Raw genomic sequence first — 18845 nt, forward strand, 5'->3', positions numbered from 1 at the left:
TGAAAATACAGGCATTCTGCATGCAGGCCAAATGACAGATCATGCAAATAACGCGGATACAGATTTTGCCATTATGGTTAACTTATTGATTTTTAAAGTTAATCTTAATCGGTTGGTGCTGGCATGGCCGATGCAATAGTCCTTGCAGGTTTTTTATTCACCAGCAAAGGAATTGAAAAATGACTGATATGAACAAAGAAGCCATCGCCGTTCTGAACGACCTGATCCAGACCAGCAAGGACGGTCAGGAAGGGTTCAAGACCTGCGCCGAAGACATCAAGCATCCACAACTCAAATCCCTGTTCGTGCAACGTTCCGCCGATTGTGCCACGGCTGCGTCCGAGCTGCAGGCAGCCGTTCGCTCGTTGGGTGGTGATCCGGAAACCTCCACCAGTGTCTCCGGTGACCTGCATCGCCGCTGGGTGGATGTGAAGTCGATGTTCACTGGCAAGGATGAGGAAGCGGTGCTCAATGAAGCCGAGCGCGGCGAAGATCACGCCAAGAAGGCTTACCAGGAAGCCATGGAGAAAATCACCAAGCACAATCTGGTCGGCATCCGTGACCTGGTTGAACGCCAGTACCATGGCGTGCAACGCAACCATGATCAGGTCAAGGCGCTGCGTAACCAGGCACGCGCCAGCTGATACACGCGCTTGATCGAAAAACGCCAGCCTTGTCTGGCGTTTTTTTGTGCGATTTATCGGCAAGCACATTTGTGGCAAGGGGATTGATCGGTGCTGACTGATACCCGGGCCAACTATGCGGTTTCAGCGACTTTCGGAAAAAGTGTCTTGTCAGATCCACGGGTAATCAGCTCTGGACTCAAATAGGTAGCTAGCTAATAATTGCGCCTGCCCCGTCACCCATCATTGCAACTATCGTTACTGCAACCCCTGAAAGAGTTTCTTGCGTGCCCATTACTTTCCAGGCCTTGTTCGCCCCCGACCGCCTCGCTGTGCAGTTCGCCATCAAGACCGTACTCGGTGGCGGACTGGCACTATGGCTGGCGTTGCGTTGGGGGCTGGAGCAGCCGTCGTGGGCGTTGATGACCGCGTTCATCGTGGCGCAGCCGCTGTCCGGGATGGTCGTGCAAAAAGGGCTGGCGAGGTTGCTTGGTACGTTGGTCGGTACCGTCATGTCGGTGATCTTCATGAGCCTGTTCGCTCAGACGCCGTGGTTGTTCCTGTTGGCGCTGGCGTTGTGGCTGGGTCTGTGCACGGCTTGTTCGACGTTGCTGCGAAGTGCCTGGTCCTATTCGTTCGTGTTGGCCGGCTACACAGTGGCGATCATCGCCTTGCCGGCCATTACCCATCCACTGGCGGTGTTCGATCAGGCGGTGGCACGCTGCACCGAGATCAGCCTGGGCATTGTCTGCGCCACGGCCGCGAGTGCCTTGCTCTGGCCGTTGCGGGTCGAGCGACAGTTGGCGGGCCAGGCCCATGCCGCCTGGCAGAGCGGCATGCAGGCGGCCCGTGCCACCTTGGCCGGTGACGCCCAGGCGCGCAAGGGCTTGCTGGAGATCCTCGGCCGGATCGTCGCGGTGGATGCCCAGCGCGAACATGCCTGGTTCGAAGGCAGTCTGGGTCGACAGCGCGCCCGGGCCATCAGCGGCTTGAGCCAGAAATTACTCATGCTGCTGCGCATTGCCCGTTCGGTGCGCCGGCAATGGAAGCAACTCGAACCTGCGGAATCCGAGGCCCTCGCCCCCTGGATGAACGAGGTTCAACGAGCCCTCGATGCTGACAGTGCAACGCTGCAAGCCTTGCGACCACGAGTACTGGACGCCTCTCACGATCCCTTGATCAGCTCGGCGCAAAGTTACTGCCTGGCGCGGTTCGCCTTGTTGCTCGACACCGCCCTGGCCGCCTGCGCGGCGCTGGCGGCAGTGCGGGAGGGTAGGGAGAGTGCGGATCCGCCACGCACCTTGACGCCCCATCGCGACTTGTCCCTGGCCATGGTATTCGGTGCCCGTAGCGCCTTGGCATTCCTGGCGGTTTCCTGCTTCTGGCTGGCAACGGCCTGGCCCGCCGCCGGCGGCGCGTTGGTGTTGACGTGTGTCGTGTGCAGCCTGTTTGCCAGTCGCGAAAACGGTGCGCAGATCGGCATGAGTTTCCTGCGGGGCATTCTCTTGGCCGTGCCGACGGCGTTCGTGGTCGGCGAGATCCTGCTGCCGCAGTGGAGCAGCTTCGCCATGCTGTGCATGGCCATGGGCGTGCCGTTGTTCTTCGGTGCGCTAGGCATGGCCAAGCCGCCGATCTTTGCCACGGCCACGTCGTTCTGCTTGCATTTTGTGGTGCTGATATCACCGCTCAACGCCATGAAGTACGACGTGGCGGCATTCTTCAACAACGCTCAGGCGATGATGATCGGCGTGGGGGCGGCGGTATTGGCATTCAATCTGCTGATTCTGCGCGATCCGGCCTGGCACGGCCGTCGCCTGCTGGCTGCGACCCTGGATGACCTGGTGCGCCTGACCCGGCGCAACCTCAGTGGCGCCGAGAGCTGGTTCGGCGGACGCATGGCCGATCGGCTGTTACAACTGGCGCGGCATTACCCCGAGCTGCCGGTCCCGTCGCGCAGCCGTTGGGATGATGGATTGCTCGGCCTGGATATCGGCGATGAACTGTTGCACCTGCGTCTGAGTCTGGCCGTCGCCCGGGTGTCCGACAGCCGGGCGCAACGCCGCTATTTCGAAGCGCTGGAGCAGGTTCTCGAACGCGGCCCGTCCGGTGAGCAGGCCGATGCTTTGGCCCCGGCCAGCGCCGAGTTCCTGAAGGTGTTATCGACAGAGCCCCCCGGTGATGCGCTGAAGTTGGCCCAGGGCGCGGTGGTGCAATTGCAGAACAGCTGGCGCGCCTGGTGCCGCCAGCACGAACCTGAACGACGGGAGCACAGCCATGGGCTTGCGTGAGTGGTCGATTGGCGGGGTGTTGCTCAGCCCGTTCCTGATTTATGTGGTACTGGCCTTGCTGGTGACCGGTGCATTGCGCCTGTTGCTCAGCCTGGTGCCGGCCGGGCGTTGGATCTGGCATGAAGCCTTGTTCGACTGTGCCCTGTATGTCTGTGTCCTGACAGTGATTACCCTGGTCCTCGGGCCGTTATAAGGAGTTGAACATGCGTACCTCCGTACGTGTCGCCATTACGCTGGCCGTGGTGGTATTGGCGATTTTCGCCGGGTTTCACCTGTGGCAGTACTACATGCTCACGCCCTGGACCCGTGATGCGCGGATTCGTGCCGATGTGGTGGTGATCGCTCCCGACGTGTCGGGCTGGGTGCGCGAGCTCAAGGCAGTGGATAACCAGCAGGTCAAGGCCGGCGATCTATTGCTGAGCATTGACCGCGAGCGCTTCGAAGCCGCGGTGGAGAAGGCCAGGGCGGTGGTCCAGACCCGCCAGCAGCAACTGAGCCTGCGCGAGCACGAAGCCAGTCGCCGCGCCGCGCTGGGGCCCCAGGCCATCAGTGCCGAGCTGCGGGAGAATGCCCAGATCAACGCCGGCATCGCCCGGGGCGAACTGCGTGAGGCCCAGGCCGAGGCCAAGGTTGCCGAACTCAACCTCGCCCGCAGTCAAGTCCTGGCACCTCGTAGTGGTCACATCACCAACCTGCGGCTGGCCGAAGGCAACTATGTCAACGCCGGGCAGCCGGTCATGGCGCTGATCGACGATTCGACATTCTATGTACAGGCCTATTTCGAAGAAACCAAGCTGCCGAGAATCCGCGTGGGCGATCGGGTCAAGGTCTGGCTGATGAGCGCCGGTCATGCCCTGGAAGGCCACGTCGAAAGCGTCAGCCGCGGCATTACCGACCGCAACACCAACCCGGACGCCCAGTTGCTGGCGGAGGTGGAGCCGACCTTCAACTGGGTGCGCCTGGCCCAGCGGATTCCGGTGCGGATCAAGCTGGACAAGGTGCCGGAAGGGGTGAATCTGAGTGCGGGGATGACGGCGAGTGTGCAGGTGCAGGAGCACGATCAATAACTTGTCGCAGGACCTGTTGGGGGCAAGGCTTGCCCGCGATGAAGTGAATGCGGTCTACCTTGAAATCGAGGTGCCCTGATCGCGGGCAAGCCTTGCTCCCACAGAAGGGATGAATTCCCTTGCGATAATCAACCGATGCTGATCGCCGGCAGCGTCGGCAAGGTCACTGTCTGCTGTTTGCGCGGCGCGAGGATCTCGGCCTCGCCATCCACCACCAGTTCATCGCGCTGGTTGAACACGCGAGTGGCGATGCGTACGCGAAACTTCGGCAGTTTTTCCAGGATCTCCAGGCGTACGGTCAGGGTGTCGCCGATTTTGACTGGTTTCTGGAAGCTCATCTGCTGGCCGATATAGATGGTACCAGGCCCTGGCAACTCGCACGCCACCGCCGCGCTGATCAGCGCGCCACTGAACATGCCATGGGCGATGCGCTCCTTGAACATGCTCGCTGCGGCGAATTCCGGGTCCAGGTGCACGGGGTTGTGATCGCCCGACATGGCGGCGAACAGCTGGATGTCACGCTCTTCGACGGCTTTGCTGTAGCTGGCGGTCTGGCCGACTTCGAGGGCTTCGTAAGGGGTGTTGGTAACCTGGGTCATCTGTTTCGGATCCTGTGGCGGGTAATGGAAAAAATGCTGTAAAACTATTCGCTGCGTGGCGGGCGTTTGTGGTTCAGGGCCTGGGCAATCCAGGCCAGCACGTCGGCCGTCACTTCATCGCGGTTGGTTTCGTTGAACAATTCGTGCCGAGCCTGGGGGTAAATCGTCAACTGCAGGTGCTGGCTGCCGGCATCGCGCAGGGCGTCGGCCAGATTCCTCAGACGCTTGTTTTCGCTCACCGGATCACATTCGCCGCCGATGACCAGCAGCGGCAGGTCCGGATCGATCTGGGCGAGATTGGACGCTTTGCTGATTTGCTGCAAGCCGCCGAGCAGGTCGACCCATAGCTGATTACTGCAACGAAAGCCGCACAGTGGATCGTGGATGTACTTGTCCACTTCGGCCGGGTCGCGACTGAGCCAGTCGAAAGGTGTGCGTGTCGGCTTGAACTTCTGATTGAAACTGCCGAACGACAGCCATTCGATCAAGGCACTACGCCCGGTGGCGCCTTGGCGCCAGCGTTCGAAGCGTGCGATCAGGCGTGCGGCGCGATACAACGCCACCGGCTGGAAGTTGGAGCCGCTCAGAATCGCCCCATGCAGGCTCGCGCTGTGATGCAGCAAATACGCTTGGGCGATGTAGCTGCCCATGCTGTGGCCCAGCAGTACGATTGGCGTGTCGGGATGTTGCTGGCCGATGTGCTGGTTGAGGCTGGCCAGGTCGCCGACCACCTTGGCCCAGCCACCCTTGTCGGCATAGTGGCCGAGGATTGCCCCTTCACCGGTCTTGCCATGGCCGCGCAGGTCCAGCGCGTAGACACCGTAGCCCTCATCGCACAGGGCCTGGGCCAGGCGTCCATAGCGACCGCTGTGTTCGGCCATGCCGTGGGCCAGCATGATCACCGCCCTGGGCGCGGTGTCGGGCAACCACCGGTTGACGAACAGACGACTGTGATCGGTTGCGGTCAGCCAGAACGTTTGGTGAATCATGACGATCCTTTACATGTGAGCATGCGCACTGTTGATGCATTGTATAGCGCATCCGTTGCGTCTCGCCTGATCAGGCCACACGTAGGCGGCAAGATTCACACAATCTATGACACAAATTGGCATATTTGCCTGATTGACCAGAGCTGCTAGTGTCCCAAGAGCTCCGCTTCCGCGAGCAATCGGAAGCGGCCCCGGGATAGGTTCAGGTAAAGAGGACAAAAACAATGCAGCCTGATTTCTGGAATGACAAACGCCCGGCCGGCGTGCCCTCGGACATCGACCTGGGGGCCTACAAATCGGTCATCGAGGTGTTCGAGCGTTCCTGCAAGAAATTCGCCGACCGTCCGGCGTTCAGCAACATGGGCGTGACCCTCACCTATGCCGAACTCGAGCGCTGCAGCGCGGCGTTCGCCGGTTACCTGCAAACCCATACCGATCTGGTTCCCGGTGACCGTATCGCGGTGCAGATGCCCAATGTCCTGCAATACCCGATTGCCGTGTTCGGTGCCCTGCGCGCCGGGCTGATCGTGGTCAACACCAATCCGCTGTACACCCCGCGGGAAATGCGCCACCAGTTCAAGGATTCCGGCGCCCGGGCGCTGGTGTACATGAATCTGTTCGGAAGCAAGGTCCAGGAGGTGATGCCCGACACGGACCTGCAATACCTGATCGAAGCGAAGATGGGCGACCTGATGCCCACCGCCAGGGGCTGGCTGGTCAACACCGTGGTCAACAAGGTCAAGAAGATGGTTCCGGCTTATTTGCTGCCCCAGGCCATTTCGTTCAAGAGCGCCTTGCGCCTGGGGCGTGGCCAGGCCATCAAGCCACTGAACGTCTGTCTCGACGACATCGCCGTGCTGCAATACACCGGCGGCACCACCGGGCTGGCGAAGGGCGCGATGCTGACCCATGGCAACCTGGTGGCGAACATGCAACAGGCCAGGGCATGCCTTGGGCAGTTCGGCGACGACGGCCAGCCCCTGCTGCGCGAGGGCCAGGAAGTGATGATCGCGCCGTTGCCGCTTTATCACATCTACGCATTCACGGCGAACTGCATGTGCATGATGGTCACCGGCAACCACAACGTGCTGATCACCAACCCCAGGGACATCGGCGGCTTCATCAAGGAACTGAAGAACTGGCGTTTTTCGGCCCTGTTGGGACTCAACACATTGTTTGTGGCGCTGATGGACCATCCGGATTTCAAGACCCTGGATTTCTCCAGCCTCAAGCTCACCAACTCCGGCGGCACCGCGCTGGTCAAGGCCACGGCCGACCGTTGGGAGCAGCTCACGGGTTGCCGTATCACCGAAGGCTATGGCCTGACCGAAACCTCCCCCGTGGCCTGCACCAACCCTTACGGCAAGAGGTCGCGACTAGGCACGGTGGGGCTGCCGGTGCCAGGCACGCTCATGAAGGTGATCAGCGACGACGGCATCGAACAGGCCTTGGGCGAGCGAGGCGAACTGTGCATCAAGGGACCACAGATCATGAAAGGCTACTGGAATAAACCTGAAGCCACTACCGAGGTTCTGGACAGCGAGGGTTGGTTCAAGTCCGGTGACATCGCGGTGATCGACCCGGACGGTTTCGTGCGGATCGTCGACCGCAAGAAAGACATGATCATCGTCTCGGGTTTCAACGTGTACCCCAATGAAATCGAAGACGTGGTGATGGCCCATCCGAAGGTCGCCAATTGCGCGGTGATCGGCGTGCCGGACGAACGTTCAGGGGAGGCGGTGAAACTGTTCGTGGTGCCGCGGGAGACGGGCGTCAGCCTCGAAGAACTCAAGGCCTACTGCAAGGAGAACTTCACCGGCTACAAGATACCCAAGCACATCGTATTGCGAGAGTCGCTGCCGATGACACCGGTGGGCAAGATCCTGCGCCGGGAGCTGCGTGATATCGCTTGATGTAGACCTAGCGCAAACCCTTGTGGGAGCGAGCCTGCTCGCGAAAGCGGTGGATCGGTCATGGGATATTGGCTGACACACCGCTATCGCGAGCGGGCTCGCTCCCACATGGGCTTCAGGGGTTTAAACAAAAAAGAAAGCCGAATTCAGAACGTTCCTACAAGTTCGTAGAATTTTTACTCTAAAAATGACCATTGAATATTCTTGAGTCTTGCGAGTGACCATATCGGCCACTTTTGGCTCTAGTCGACCCTTGGCAAAGCTGCTACTCTCGGCGCGCTTTTGTGACTTCTCGGCCTTCATCCAAGCCAGATTCACCAACAAACACACCAATAATAATCGCATCAAATGCGGTGAGAATTCGCGTTGCTGAGGAGTGGGCTTCCATGTTCGAAGACTTTTGGAAGGATAAGTACCCAGCTGGGATTGCTGCCGACATCAATCCAGACGAGTATCCGAATATTCAGGCGGTGTTGAAGCAGTCCTGCCAACGCTTCGCCGACAAGCCGGCATTCAGCAATCTTGGCAAGACGATCACCTACGGTGAGCTGTACGAATTGTCCGGGGCCTTTGCCGCGTATCTGCAACAGCATACCGATTTGCAGCCGGGCGATCGAATCGCCGTGCAATTGCCTAACGTCCTGCAATACCCGGTGGCGGTGTTCGGAGCGATTCGCGCCGGCCTCATCGTGGTTAATACCAACCCGCTGTATACCGCGCGGGAGATGGAGCACCAGTTCAACGACTCCGGCGCCAAGGCGCTGGTGTGCCTGGCAAACATGGCACACCTGGCCGAGACCGTAGTGCCGAAGACCGGCGTCAAGCACGTCATCGTCACCGAGGTTGCCGACCTGTTGCCGCCGCTCAAGCGACTGCTGATCAACAGCGTTATCAAGTACGTGAAGAAGATGGTCCCGGCGTATCACCTGCCCAAGGCCGTCAAGTTCAACGACGTGCTGAGCAAGGGCCATGGCCGGCCAGTCACCGAAGCCAACCCGGGCAGCGACGAGGTGGCCGTGTTGCAGTACACCGGTGGCACCACCGGCGTGGCCAAGGGCGCGATGCTGAGTCACCGCAACCTGGTGGCGAACATGCTGCAGTGCAAGGCGCTGATGGGCTCCAACCTCAATGAAGGTTGCGAAGTGCTGATCACGCCGCTGCCGCTGTACCACATCTATGCCTTCACCTTCCATTGCATGGCGATGATGCTGATCGGCAACCACAACATCCTGATCAGCAACCCGCGCGACCTTCCGGCGATGGTCAAGGAACTGTCCAAGTGGAAGTTCAGCGGTTTCGTCGGCCTCAATACCCTGTTCGTGGCGCTGTGCAACAACGAAGGCTTCCGCAAGCTGGATTTCTCCGCGCTGAAAGTTACCTTGTCCGGGGGCATGGCCCTGCAACTGGCCGCTGCCGAGCGCTGGAAAGCGGTCACCGGCTGCCCGATATGCGAAGGTTATGGCATGACCGAAACCAGTCCGGTGGCCACGGTCAATCCAATCCAGAACATCCAGATCGGCACCATCGGCATTCCGGTGCCGTCGACGCTGTGCAAGGTCATCAATGATGCGGGCGTCGAACTGCCTCTGGGCGAAGTCGGCGAGTTGTGTGTGAAAGGTCCGCAGGTGATGAAGGGCTACTGGCAGCGGCAGGAAGCCACCGACGAAATCCTCGACAGCGAGGGCTGGCTCAGGACCGGTGACATCGCAGTGATCCAGCCGGATGGCTACATGCGCATCGTCGATCGCAAGAAAGACATGATCCTGATCTCCGGTTTCAACGTGTACCCCAACGAGCTGGAAGATGTGCTGGCGACCTTGCCGGGCGTGCTGCAATGCGCCGCCATCGGTGTACCGGACGAGAAATCCGGCGAGGCGATCAAGATTTTCATCGTCGTCCGGCCAGGCGCCACGTTGACCAAGGAGCAGGTGATGGAGCATATGCGTGCCAACGTTACCGGCTACAAGGTGCCCAAGGCCGTCGAGTTCCGCGATGCGTTGCCGACCACCAATGTGGGCAAGATCCTGCGACGTGAGTTGCGGGATGAAGAGCTCAGGAAGTTGGGTGTGAAGAAGTGAATTGCGTGTAAACAAAAAGCCCCGCCGAAGCGGGGCTTTTTGTTAGGGCGACTACTTGAAGCAAGGCCGTGTGGGAGTGAGCTGTGGGAGCAACGCTTGCCTGCGATGAAGTTGATTCGGTCTGCTTAGCGTCGTGGTGCCTTCATCGCGGGCAAGCCTTGCTCCCACATAATCCCCCAGCTACATACGTCGGCGGCCGGGGTCACAACCTGAACTGCGCAAAATCCAGGTTGGTGCCCCCCGGTCGCAGGTCTTGCAGGTACGAATCCCTGTCGGCGCTCAATTCCAGGCTCAGGGCTGCCTTGCGCTTGCCCTGGTTGCGCACTTCCAGGCCTTCCATTTTTTCCCGCAGGAATACGGTCGGCACTTTCAGGTGCAGCAATTCGTCGCTGGCCGGGGTGTGCAGGAGCAGATGAATCCATTCGTACTGGCCGACCGCCAGGCGGGTCACCGGGATGTTGAACCAGAAGATGTTGCGGTTGCGGTTCAATTCGCTGAAGTGGCAGTTGTTGACACCCAGGACGGCGCCGCCCAGTTCCTGGTTCCTGCGGGCGATGGCCTGCTTCTTATCGAGTTTCATAACGTTCCTACGGGATTAAAGCTTCGGGCCGCAGCCTGAATACGTGGAGCATTCTCGACGGTTGCCGGACAAACATAAAGCCCCGCCGGTGCGAAGAATGAAACTTGCGTTATGCGGCATGGGTCAATTCTGCGTCGGGATGAGATTGTCCCAAAGTCGCCAAACAGGCTACTTTGAGGTAAAAAACGCCCCTTGAGTCGCCATGCGACCCCTTTTTTGCGGCGAAAGGAGACGCTCATGATATTTCCGGACATGAAAGGCTTGCCTCTGCATCGTGTGATGATGCGTACGGTGACCGAGTTTCTCGACGACGAGATGTCTACCTATGCCTCGGCACTGGCCTACCAGATGCTGTTTTCCCTGTTTCCCTTCATTCTCTTCCTGATAGCGCTGATCGGTTTCCTGCATCTGCCGGATTTCTTCTCGTGGCTGCGCCTGCAGTCTGAACTGGTGTTGCCGCCCCAGGCGCTGGAGCAGGTCAACCCGGTGATCGACCAGCTCCAGCAATCCAAGGGCGGGTTGCTGTCGGTGGGTATCGTGGTCGCCTTGTGGACGGCCTCGGCGGGGGTGCGGTTGATGATGAGCGCCATGAATGCCGCCTACGATGTGGTCGAGGGACGCCCCGCCTGGAAGCGCTTTCCGCTGTCGATTTTCTACACGGTCGGTATCGCTGGCATGCTGCTCGTCGCGGCGGCGCTGATGGTCCTCGGGCCACAGGTGATGGAGTGGATTGCGGCCCAGGTCGGGCTGGAGGAATTCATTGTCACGCTCTGGACGATCGTGCGCTGGCCGGTGATCGTGATCCTGTTGATGGTAGCCGTAGCATTGATCTATTACGTGATGCCTGACGTCAAGCAGGAGTTTCGCTTCATCACCCCAGGCTCTGTGCTGGCGGTGGTGGTCTGGATCATTGCCTCCCTGGGCTTCGCTTTTTACGTCAAGACCTTTGCCAACTACAACGCCATGTATGGCAGTATCGGCGCGATCATCGTGTTGTTGCTGTATTTCTATATCTCGGCGGCGGTGTTGCTGCTGGGGGCGGAGATGAACGCGGTGATCGAACACATGTCCGCCGAAGGCAAGGACCCCGGTGAGAAGGTTCCAGACGAGCACTGGAAGCACCATGTATCAGGGCTGGGGCGCGACCACTCCATCAAACCGGACACTGATCCGAACGCAGGTGAAGCCCGACCATGATTCGAGAAATCCTCAAGATGGGCGATACGCGCTTGCTGCGTATTGCTCCGCCGGTTCCGCCGCAGATGTTCGACACCCCAGAGCTGTGGCAATTGATCGACGACATGTTCCAGACGATGGAAAGCGTCGGAGGTGTCGGTCTGGCGGCGCCGCAGATCGGTGTGGACCTGCAATTGGTGATTTTCGGCTTCGAACACAGCGAGCGTTACCCCGATGCGGAGGCCGTGCCCCAGACCATCCTGATCAACCCGCTGATCACGCCGCTGAGCCCGCTGATGGAAGAAGGCTTCGAAGGCTGCCTGTCGGTACCCGGCCTGCGAGGAGCGGTCGATCGCTATCAGCATATCCGCTACGAAGGCTTCGATCCCAAGGGCGAGCCGATCGTGCGGACAGCCTTGGGCTTTCATGCGCGGGTGGTACAGCATGAGTGCGACCACCTGATCGGGCGCTTGTACCCGTCGCGTATCACCGACTTCAGCAAGTTCGGGTTTACCGAGGTCATGTTTCCGGATCTGGATCCGACAGCCGACGACTGAACCTTCACCTCAATCACCTGTGGGAGCGAGCCCGCTCGCGATAGCGGTGGGTCAGCTGCATCGTTGTGGAATGTCCCGCCGCCTTCGCGAGCAGGCTCGCTCCCACAGAGATTGGGGGGCATCAGGACCGGCTTCCCGGCTCCAGCCCCATCGCAATCATCGGCTTGCTGCGAGCATACCGGCTCAGGCGCTCGGCCATCGCATAGGGCAGGGCGGGATCGAAAGTGAAGCCGTGCCGCTCATAGAACCCACGCAGCTCCGGGTGGCAGAACAGCCACACCGGTGCCTCCACGGCTTTTACCGCTTCGCTGATCAACCCCGCCGCGATACCTTTGCCGCGGTATGCCTGGTCGACGAACAGCCCCGTCAACCAGTGTCCACCCGACACCGATCGCAGGCACAGGGCGGCGACGATGTCATCCTGCCTCGCCACCCATAGCTGCGCGTCACGCACGGCTTTCATCGAGGACTGATGGGCGCGGTAGAACTTGTTCATCAGCGGCCACAGCGGTTCATCGAGCAGCGCAAAGCGGATTTCGGACATGGCAACGTCGTGGAGGGGAAGGAGGGCAGATTATAAAGGAACACGTTTCGATAAACCTGTGGGAGCAAAGCTTGCTCGCGATTGCGGTAAGTCAATCACCAGCAATGCTGACGGGTCTGTCGCTAACGCGAGCAAGCTTTGCTCCCACAGGTTTTGCGTCGTTTGATCCTTAACTGACTGGTATTAGGGCTAACCCCGGCGCCTCATCTGCTGGCCGCCGGCAGGCTCAGAGGGACGTGAGGAGCATCGCCGCGGCCGGATCCTTATCGCCCGTGTCGCGGTGTTCCTGGGCCTTTTCCACCTGCGCCATTGCGGACTTGTCCTGCATGCGCTGGGCAATTTCCTGGCCGACCGCCAGTTGCTTCTCGGGTGGCATCGCCTCGTATTCTTCTTCGCTGATGCCCATCTCCGCGAGCACGGCCTCACGCAGGCGCTCTTCGGGCGTTTTGCTCATGTAGTCCTTGAAGTCCTTCAGCGCCGAACTGTCGGTCGCGCGCGCCGTGGCATCCTGGGACGCCACGGTCTGCAACTGCACGCGGGTCTTGGCGAACGCCTCATCGACGTTGTCGCTGATGGCGGTGGTTGCATTGACCTGTTGCGTGGCCTGCTGGATGACGGACTCCCGGACCTGGGCATCACCCTGGCTGGCCTGGGCCTGGACGTTATCGCGCAACGCTTGCAATGCGGCGCTTTGCAGGCCGCTGGCTGCGTCGGCGGTCGGGTCCTCGCCCGGACGTTTGAGCGGCAGAATCATTGCTTGCTGTTTGGCACTGACCAACATGATGGACACCTGCAGGTAATGGCTGATCGATGGGCAGGAGCAATTCCCATGCCGACACCGGGCACCTCAGGTTTCAAGGGCAGCGGGGATACGGGACGAGACGAAGCGGCCAGGCCTTGCCGTTGACCGGCAGGGATCGACCGCATCAAGGACTCAGGTGCTCTCGCGAATCTTGAGCTCGAAGCCCATGTCCACCACGGGTTGGGCGATGCGATTGCCGGCCATCAACGTCAGCATCTGTTCGGCGGCACGACGGCCGATGGCCTCCCGTGGTGTGCTGATGCTGCTCAGGCGCGGCACCATGTGGGCCGAGGCGGGCAGGTCATTGAAACCGAGAACCGAGATCTGTTCGGGAATCCTGATGCCACAGCGCAAGGCTTCGAACAGGGCGCCATGGGCGAGGTCGTCGTTGCCAAAGAAGATCGCATCGACATCCGGGTGGCTGGCCAGCAGTTGCAGGAACAGTTCGCCACCCAGGCCCACCGATGACGGGCGCGGTGTCAGTAGTTCCAGATCCGGGTCGTACAGCCCGGCCTGCTGCAGGGCCCGGCGGAAGCCTTCGCCACGCAATAAAGTGCGCTGGTCCAGTTGTGCGCCGATGTAGGCCAGGCGCCTGCGACCACGGGAGATCAGGTGCTCGGCGGCCGTCTCGCCGGCTTTGAGCTGGGAAAAGCCGACGCAGTTGAGCCCCGCCCCAGAGTCCAGTTCCATCATGTAGACACACGGAATGTTGCTGGCCTCGATCATGCGACGGGCGCTCTCGGTGCGATCGAAACCGGTCAGCAGCAGGCCTCGGGGCTGATAGGCCATGTAGTTGCGCAGCAGGTCTTCTTCTTCGTCCCGGGAGTAGTGATAGTTGCCGATCACCACTTCGAAGCCCTTGGGCCTCAAGACACGATGAATGGCTTCCAGGGTGTCGATGAACAGCAGGTTGGACAGCGACGGCACCAACACCACCACCGAATGGCTCTGGGCCGAAGCCAGGGCGCGGGCGGCGGGGTTGACGACATAGTTGAGTTCCTGGGCCGCCTGTCGGACTTTTTCCACCAGGTCAATGGCCACGGTACTGACGCCGCGCAGGGCTCGGGAGGCGGTGATAGGGCTGACACCGGCCAGGCGTGCGACTTCGTTGAGCGTAGGGCGACCGGTGGTGCGGGTATTCTTATCGTTCTTGTGGACGGTCATCAGGTGGCTTGCCAAACAAAAATCAAGGCACTAAGGTAGCGCTGTCTCGACGCGGCTGCAAATGCGCGAGTGGGGTTTGCCTGAATCCCATCCGTTGGTGTCGCGGACGAAAAATGCTGCAACCACAAAAATGACAAGAAGGCGTCGGCAACTTCTGCTTTTGCTGCGGTGTCATAACTGGCAAAGGTAGCGCTGTCTGCGCGCTGAGGTGTTACATGAACAATCCCATCACCGCCCTGGTCATCATGGGCGTTGCCGGTTGCGGCAAGACTTGCGTCAGCCAGGCCCTGTGCCAACTGAGCGGCGCCACCGCCATCGAAGGCGACACGTTCCACCCCGCGGCCAACATCCAGAAGATGAGCGCCGGTATTCCCCTGAACGACGACGACCGTGCCGGCTGGCTCGACAGCCTGTGCGACGAGTTGCGCCGTGTCGACGCCAAGGGCGAGCGCCCGGTGTTGACTTGTTCGGCCCTCAAGCACAGTTATCGCGAACGTCTGCGCAGCGCCTTGCCTGGCCTGGGCTTCGTCTTCCTGGAGCTGACACCCGAGGTGGCGGCTGACCGGGTTTCCCACCGCCCCGGCCATTTCATGCCCTCGACCCTGATCGACAGTCAGTTCGCCACCCTTGAATCTCCCGTCGGCGAGCCGTTGACCCTGGCCCTGGATGCGTCCAGCCATGACGTCGATGAGCTGGCTCGCCAGGCTTACACCTGGTGGGTGGAACATGGTCTGAAGCTGGCCAGTTGAATACCAAGCATTTTGCGTCAGAAAGATAGCGCTGTCCCGGCGGCGTACAAATAACTGCTTCAATAACAACAACAAATCAGGAGACACCTCCCATGTTTGGCATGTCCCACGAGACGTTCCTACTGCTCGATGCAGTAGTCACGGTGATTGGACTCATCCTCCTCATCACCCAGTTCAAATTCCACCCCTTCATTGCCCTGACCATCGCTGCCGCGTTTCTCGGCCTGACGTCGGGCATGCCAATCGGCACCATCATCAAGGCCTTCCAGGACGGTTTTGGCGGCGTGCTGGGCTTCGTCGGAATTATCCTGGCCCTGGGCACCATGCTTGGCAAGATGATGGCCGAATCGGGCGGGGCCGATCAGATCGCCCAGACTCTGATCCGTGCCTTCGGCAAGGACAAGGTGCAGTGGGCCATGATGTTCGCCGCGTTCCTGGTGGGTATCCCGCTGTTCTTCGAAATCGGTTTCGTGCTGCTGATCCCGCTGGTGTTCATCGTGGCTCGTCGTACCGGTGTGTCGATCATCAAGATCGGCATCCCGCTGCTCGCCGGCCTGTCCGCAGTGCACGGCCTGGTGCCGCCGCATCCAGGACCGCTGCTGGCCATCGGCGTGTTCGGTGCCGACATCGGCAAGACCATTCTCTATGGTCTGATCGTCGCGTTGCCGACCGCCATCATTGCCGGTCCGATTTTCGGTACGTTCATCGCCAAGCACATCCCCGGCCACGCCAATCAGGAACTGCTCGATCAATTGGCCCGTGAGCCCGAGGCCAAGGAGCTTCCGAGCTTCGGCATTACCCTGGTCACCGTGCTGCTGCCGGTGTTCCTGATGCTGCTCAAGACCTTTGCCGATGTGGTGCTGCCGGACGGCAACATCTTCCGCACCTTCATGGACCTGATCGGCCACCCGATCTCGGCACTGTTGCTGGCCTTGCTGCTGTCGCTGTACACCTTCGGCCATCGCCAGGGCATCGGTTCCAACCAGATTCTGAAGTTGCTCGACGCGAGCCTGGCGCCGACTGCCGCGATCATCCTGATCATCGGTGCCGGTGGTGGTTTCAAGCAGATGCTGGTGACCAGTGGCGTGGGTGACGTGATCGGCCATATGGCCGTGAGCGCGCAGATTTCACCGATCCTGCTGGCCTGGCTGGTCGCGGCGGTGATTCGTATCGCCACCGGCTCGGCCACCGTCGCAACCATTACCGGTGCGGGCATCGTGGTACCCGTGGTAGGGATGATTCCGGGCGTAAACCGTGAACTGCTGGTGCTGGCGACCGGTGCCGGTTCGTTGATTCTGTCTCATGTCAACGACGCGGGCTTCTGGCTGGTCAAGCAGTACTTCAACATGACCGTGGCCGAAACCTTCAAGACCTGGACGGCAATGGAAACCATCCTGTCGGTGGTGGGGTTGGTCTTTATCCTGTTGCTGTCGCTGGTAGTCTAAAGGTCCGGCATAAACGACTGTGGGAGCGAGCCTGCTCGCGATGACGGTATGTCAGTCAGCATCAATGCAACTGACCCACCGCTATCGCGAGCAGGCTCGCTCCCACATTGGGTTTTGTATCAGGCGTTGGTCTTGCCGACCAACCCATCCGCCCGGAACATCGCCCGGATCCCACGTACAGCCTGGCGGATCCGGTCCTGGTTCTCGATCAGCGCAAAGCGCACATGATCATCCCCGTACTCCCCGAACCCTACTCCCGGCGAGACGCAGACCTTGGCTTCGGCCAACAGCTTCTTGGCAAACTCCAGTGAGCCCAGGTGGGCATAGGCCTCGGGAATCTTCGCCCAGACGTACATCGACGCCTTGGGGTTTTCCACCATCCAGCCCAGTTCATGCAGGCCCTTGACCAGCACATTGCGACGCTGGCGGTACTGCTCGGCGATGTCGCGCACGCATTGCTGATCGCCTTCCAATGCGGCGATAGCGGCCACCTGCAATGGGGTGAAAGTGCCATAGTCGTGGTAGCTTTTGATCCGCGCCAGGGCGCTGACCAATTCCGGGTTACCGACCATGAAACCGATGCGCCAGCCAGCCATGTTGTAGCTCTTGGACAGGGTGAAGAACTCCACCGCAATGTCTTTCGCGCCGGGTACCTGCATGATCGATGGTGCTTTCCAGCCGTCATAGACGATGTCGGCATAGGCCAGGTCGTGGATCACCAGCACGTCGTACTGCTTGGCCAGGGCAATGACCCGCTCGAAGAAGTCCAGCTCCACGCACTGGGCGGTGGGGTTGGACGGGAAGCCCAGGATCATCATCTTCGGCTTGGGAATCGAACCGCGAATGGCTCGCTCCAGCTCGTCGAAGAAATCCACCCCCGGTATCAGCGGCACCGAGCGCACCTGGGCGCCGGCGATCACTGCGCCGTAGATGTGGATCGGGTAGCTGGGGTTGGGCACCAATACTGTGTCGCCCTGGTCCAGGGTCGCCAGCATCAGGTGTGCCAGGCCTTCCTTGGAGCCGATGGTGACAATGGCTTCGCTTTCAGGATCGATGTCCACCTCGTAGCGGTCCTTGTACCAGCGCGAAATGGCGCGGCGCAGGCGCGGGATGCCTTTGGAGGTGGAGTATCCATGGGTGTCTTCACGCTGGGCGACGGTGACCAGTTTTTCCACGATGTGTGGGGGCGTGGCGCCGTCGGGGTTACCCATGCTCAAGTCGATGATGTCTTCGCCGCGCCGACGCGCAGCCATCTTCAGCTCGGCAGTGATATTGAATACGTAAGGGGGGAGTCGATCGATGCGCGCAAAGCGGCGCGGCGAACCTTGTTCGGCCATTGTTGCCTCGAGATACGTGAGCGCCCGGAACCGTCCGAGCGACGTTGGCCACTGCGGTGGCCTGCGGCGCAAGATAATGGCCGCCATGGCCGCTTGTCCAGTGGCGGCCCACAACTATTTTCGACGACACTGTCGACCCGTCCGTGGAATGCGTGCGGACTGCTCAATTCGCCATACCCAACCCGAACGGAATGATGATGGAATTTTCCAGCGGTTTTTTGCTGAGTCTCTCCCTGTGCCTGGACATCGGCATCGCCAATATTGCGATGATCACGCTCGCCATGCAGCGTGGCTATTTCCAGGGTTTCGCCTTGGGGCTGGGGACCTGTGTGGGGGACCTGGTCTACGCAGTGCTGGCCTTGGCCGGCATGACGGTGTTGCTGCAATACGAAACGGTGCGCTGGGTGCTGTGGATTGGCGGTTCCGTCCTGTTGCTGTACTTCGCGGCGAAAATGGTTCATTCAGCGATTTACCACGGCGCAGTGCTGGAGCAGACGGGCGAGGTACAGGGCAACTCCTCTGGCCAGGAATTCCTGCGCGGGATCTTCCTGGCCATGTCATCCCCCAGCGCCATCCTCTGGTTCGCGGCCGTGGGCGGTACGCTTATCGCCCGCTCCGGGGGTGGCACCGTGCTCAGCTCGGTACTTTTCCTCGGTGGTTTCCTCAGCGCCGGACTGTTGTGGAGTGCCGGCCTGTGCCTGGCGGCGACCCAGGGTGGAAAATTATTGGGGGATAAATTGCTGCGTTATTCCTATTGGGCATCCGCTGCGATCTTCTGTTATTTCGCTGTTTACGTGATCGTTTCTGGCTATAACGAGTTTGTAGGGGCTTCTGGAGCGACGCTGGTTCCTGGGGCCTGATAAGTGAAACGGCCCTGGCAATCATGGTTTGGCTTCTATACTGCCAGACCCGACCTCATGATTTGCGGAGTGTT

Annotated in this window: 18 protein-coding genes; 11 read left to right on the forward strand and 7 right to left on the reverse strand. The window is 60.3% G+C overall.

Annotated features, from left to right (window positions below; genetic code table 11):
* Positions 1 to 179 precede the first annotated feature (179 nt).
* The 4 genes from QZH45_RS07855 to QZH45_RS07870 all read left to right on the forward strand — a co-directional run bounded on the left by QZH45_RS07855 (position 180) and on the right by QZH45_RS07870 (position 3978).
* The gene (locus tag QZH45_RS07855) at positions 180 to 644 is read left to right on the forward strand and encodes a ferritin-like domain-containing protein (protein ID WP_053192833.1); all 465 of its coding nucleotides are present in this window, start codon (positions 180 to 182) and stop codon (positions 642 to 644) included.
* A gap of 266 nt (positions 645 to 910) precedes the next feature.
* A complete protein-coding gene (locus QZH45_RS07860; protein WP_055135993.1) occupies positions 911 to 2911 on the forward strand; it encodes an FUSC family protein in 2001 nt (666 codons plus the stop codon).
* Positions 2898 to 3104 carry a DUF1656 domain-containing protein gene (locus QZH45_RS07865; RefSeq protein WP_024781186.1) on the forward strand — a complete coding sequence of 69 codons (207 nt, stop codon included), beginning with the start codon at positions 2898 to 2900 and terminating at the stop codon, positions 3102 to 3104. The genes QZH45_RS07860 and QZH45_RS07865 overlap by 14 nt, the downstream gene beginning before the upstream one ends.
* 10 nt (positions 3105 to 3114) lie before the next feature.
* On the forward strand, positions 3115 to 3978 hold the full coding sequence (locus tag QZH45_RS07870; RefSeq protein ID WP_024781187.1) for an efflux RND transporter periplasmic adaptor subunit: 864 nt from the start codon (positions 3115 to 3117) through the stop codon (positions 3976 to 3978).
* Positions 3979 to 4106: 128 nt separating this feature from the next.
* On the opposite strand, the gene QZH45_RS07875 is transcribed toward QZH45_RS07870, so the two are convergent.
* A complete protein-coding gene (locus QZH45_RS07875; RefSeq protein ID WP_024781188.1) occupies positions 4107 to 4577 on the reverse strand; it encodes a MaoC family dehydratase in 471 nt (156 codons plus the stop codon).
* 44 nt (positions 4578 to 4621) lie between these two features.
* Positions 4622 to 5566, reverse strand: a complete 945-nt coding sequence (locus QZH45_RS07880) for an alpha/beta hydrolase (protein ID WP_024781189.1) — start codon at positions 5564 to 5566, stop codon at positions 4622 to 4624.
* Positions 5567 to 5790: 224 nt separating this feature from the next.
* Between QZH45_RS07880 and fadD2 the strand changes: the two genes are divergently transcribed.
* Both fadD2 and fadD1 read left to right on the forward strand, forming a co-directional pair.
* The gene (fadD2, locus tag QZH45_RS07885) at positions 5791 to 7479 is read left to right on the forward strand and encodes a long-chain-fatty-acid--CoA ligase FadD2 (protein WP_053192837.1); all 1689 of its coding nucleotides are present in this window, start codon (positions 5791 to 5793) and stop codon (positions 7477 to 7479) included.
* A gap of 386 nt (positions 7480 to 7865) precedes the next feature.
* Positions 7866 to 9557: a long-chain-fatty-acid--CoA ligase FadD1 gene (gene fadD1, locus QZH45_RS07890; RefSeq protein ID WP_024781191.1), complete on the forward strand. Its 1692-nt coding sequence runs from the start codon at positions 7866 to 7868 to the stop codon at positions 9555 to 9557.
* 202 nt (positions 9558 to 9759) lie between these two features.
* On the opposite strand, the gene QZH45_RS07895 is transcribed toward fadD1, so the two are convergent.
* Entirely contained in the window at positions 9760 to 10137 is a 378-nt protein-coding gene (locus QZH45_RS07895; protein WP_024781192.1) for a hypothetical protein, read from the reverse strand.
* 237 nt (positions 10138 to 10374) lie between these two features.
* On the opposite strand from QZH45_RS07895, the gene QZH45_RS07900 reads away from it, so the two are divergent.
* Together QZH45_RS07900 and def are read left to right on the forward strand one after the other, a co-directional pair.
* The gene (locus QZH45_RS07900; RefSeq protein ID WP_024781193.1) at positions 10375 to 11334 is read left to right on the forward strand and encodes a YihY/virulence factor BrkB family protein; all 960 of its coding nucleotides are present in this window, start codon (positions 10375 to 10377) and stop codon (positions 11332 to 11334) included.
* The gene (gene def, locus QZH45_RS07905; protein ID WP_055135951.1) at positions 11331 to 11870 is read left to right on the forward strand and encodes a peptide deformylase; all 540 of its coding nucleotides are present in this window, start codon (positions 11331 to 11333) and stop codon (positions 11868 to 11870) included. Before QZH45_RS07900 ends, def begins: the two co-directional genes overlap by 4 nt.
* A gap of 121 nt (positions 11871 to 11991) precedes the next feature.
* On the opposite strand, the gene QZH45_RS07910 is transcribed toward def, so the two are convergent.
* From QZH45_RS07910 to QZH45_RS07920, 3 genes are all read right to left on the reverse strand, one after another.
* Positions 11992 to 12414, reverse strand: coding sequence for a GNAT family N-acetyltransferase (locus QZH45_RS07910; RefSeq protein ID WP_024781195.1), 423 nt, complete (start codon positions 12412 to 12414; stop codon positions 11992 to 11994).
* Between the two features lie 226 nt (positions 12415 to 12640).
* The gene (locus QZH45_RS07915; RefSeq protein ID WP_024781196.1) at positions 12641 to 13195 is read right to left on the reverse strand and encodes a hypothetical protein; all 555 of its coding nucleotides are present in this window, start codon (positions 13193 to 13195) and stop codon (positions 12641 to 12643) included.
* Between the two features lie 153 nt (positions 13196 to 13348).
* Entirely contained in the window at positions 13349 to 14380 is a 1032-nt protein-coding gene (locus tag QZH45_RS07920) for a LacI family DNA-binding transcriptional regulator (RefSeq protein ID WP_024781197.1), read from the reverse strand.
* Positions 14381 to 14595: 215 nt separating this feature from the next.
* On the opposite strand from QZH45_RS07920, the gene QZH45_RS07925 reads away from it, so the two are divergent.
* Positions 14596 to 15129 (forward strand): gluconokinase, encoded by a 534-nt coding sequence (locus tag QZH45_RS07925; protein ID WP_024781198.1) that lies wholly within the window; start codon positions 14596 to 14598, stop codon positions 15127 to 15129.
* A gap of 92 nt (positions 15130 to 15221) precedes the next feature.
* Complete coding sequence (locus QZH45_RS07930) at positions 15222 to 16574, forward strand: GntP family permease (protein WP_024781199.1); 1353 nt, start codon at positions 15222 to 15224, stop codon at positions 16572 to 16574.
* 119 nt (positions 16575 to 16693) lie between these two features.
* Here the strand turns inward: QZH45_RS07930 and alaC are convergent, their stop codons facing one another.
* A complete protein-coding gene (gene alaC / locus QZH45_RS07935) occupies positions 16694 to 17911 on the reverse strand; it encodes an alanine transaminase (protein ID WP_024781200.1) in 1218 nt (405 codons plus the stop codon).
* A gap of 197 nt (positions 17912 to 18108) precedes the next feature.
* Here alaC and QZH45_RS07940 point away from each other — a divergent pair, with 197 nt between their 5' ends.
* Entirely contained in the window at positions 18109 to 18771 is a 663-nt protein-coding gene (locus tag QZH45_RS07940; RefSeq protein WP_024781201.1) for a LysE family translocator, read from the forward strand.
* Positions 18772 to 18845: the final 74 nt, after the last annotated feature.

The sequence above is a fragment of the Pseudomonas corrugata genome (assembly GCF_050920615.1).
In the GTDB taxonomy this organism is placed as follows: Bacteria; Pseudomonadota; Gammaproteobacteria; order Pseudomonadales; family Pseudomonadaceae; genus Aquipseudomonas; species Aquipseudomonas corrugata.

Bases quoted from the DNA above. Each gene is read 5' to 3' on its own strand.
- QZH45_RS07940 (WP_024781201.1), top strand. From the start codon at position 18,109: ATGGAATTTTCCAGCGGTTTTTTGCTGAGTCTCTCCCTGTGCCTGGAC.
- QZH45_RS07900 (WP_024781193.1), top strand. From the start codon at position 10,375: ATGATATTTCCGGACATGAAAGGCTTGCCTCTGCATCGTGTGATGATG.
- QZH45_RS07930 (WP_024781199.1), top strand. From the start codon at position 15,222: ATGTTTGGCATGTCCCACGAGACGTTCCTACTGCTCGATGCAGTAGTC.
- QZH45_RS07925 (WP_024781198.1), top strand. From the start codon at position 14,596: ATGAACAATCCCATCACCGCCCTGGTCATCATGGGCGTTGCCGGTTGC.
- fadD2 (WP_053192837.1), top strand. From the start codon at position 5,791: ATGCAGCCTGATTTCTGGAATGACAAACGCCCGGCCGGCGTGCCCTCG.
- QZH45_RS07880 (WP_024781189.1), bottom strand. From the start codon at position 5,566: ATGATTCACCAAACGTTCTGGCTGACCGCAACCGATCACAGTCGTCTG.
- QZH45_RS07915 (WP_024781196.1), bottom strand. From the start codon at position 13,195: ATGTTGGTCAGTGCCAAACAGCAAGCAATGATTCTGCCGCTCAAACGT.
- QZH45_RS07920 (WP_024781197.1), bottom strand. From the start codon at position 14,380: ATGACCGTCCACAAGAACGATAAGAATACCCGCACCACCGGTCGCCCT.
- QZH45_RS07855 (WP_053192833.1), top strand. From the start codon at position 180: ATGACTGATATGAACAAAGAAGCCATCGCCGTTCTGAACGACCTGATC.
- QZH45_RS07875 (WP_024781188.1), bottom strand. From the start codon at position 4,577: ATGACCCAGGTTACCAACACCCCTTACGAAGCCCTCGAAGTCGGCCAG.
- QZH45_RS07910 (WP_024781195.1), bottom strand. From the start codon at position 12,414: ATGTCCGAAATCCGCTTTGCGCTGCTCGATGAACCGCTGTGGCCGCTG.
- QZH45_RS07895 (WP_024781192.1), bottom strand. From the start codon at position 10,137: ATGAAACTCGATAAGAAGCAGGCCATCGCCCGCAGGAACCAGGAACTG.
- QZH45_RS07865 (WP_024781186.1), top strand. From the start codon at position 2,898: ATGGGCTTGCGTGAGTGGTCGATTGGCGGGGTGTTGCTCAGCCCGTTC.
- def (WP_055135951.1), top strand. From the start codon at position 11,331: ATGATTCGAGAAATCCTCAAGATGGGCGATACGCGCTTGCTGCGTATT.
- fadD1 (WP_024781191.1), top strand. From the start codon at position 7,866: ATGTTCGAAGACTTTTGGAAGGATAAGTACCCAGCTGGGATTGCTGCC.
- QZH45_RS07870 (WP_024781187.1), top strand. From the start codon at position 3,115: ATGCGTACCTCCGTACGTGTCGCCATTACGCTGGCCGTGGTGGTATTG.
- alaC (WP_024781200.1), bottom strand. From the start codon at position 17,911: ATGGCCGAACAAGGTTCGCCGCGCCGCTTTGCGCGCATCGATCGACTC.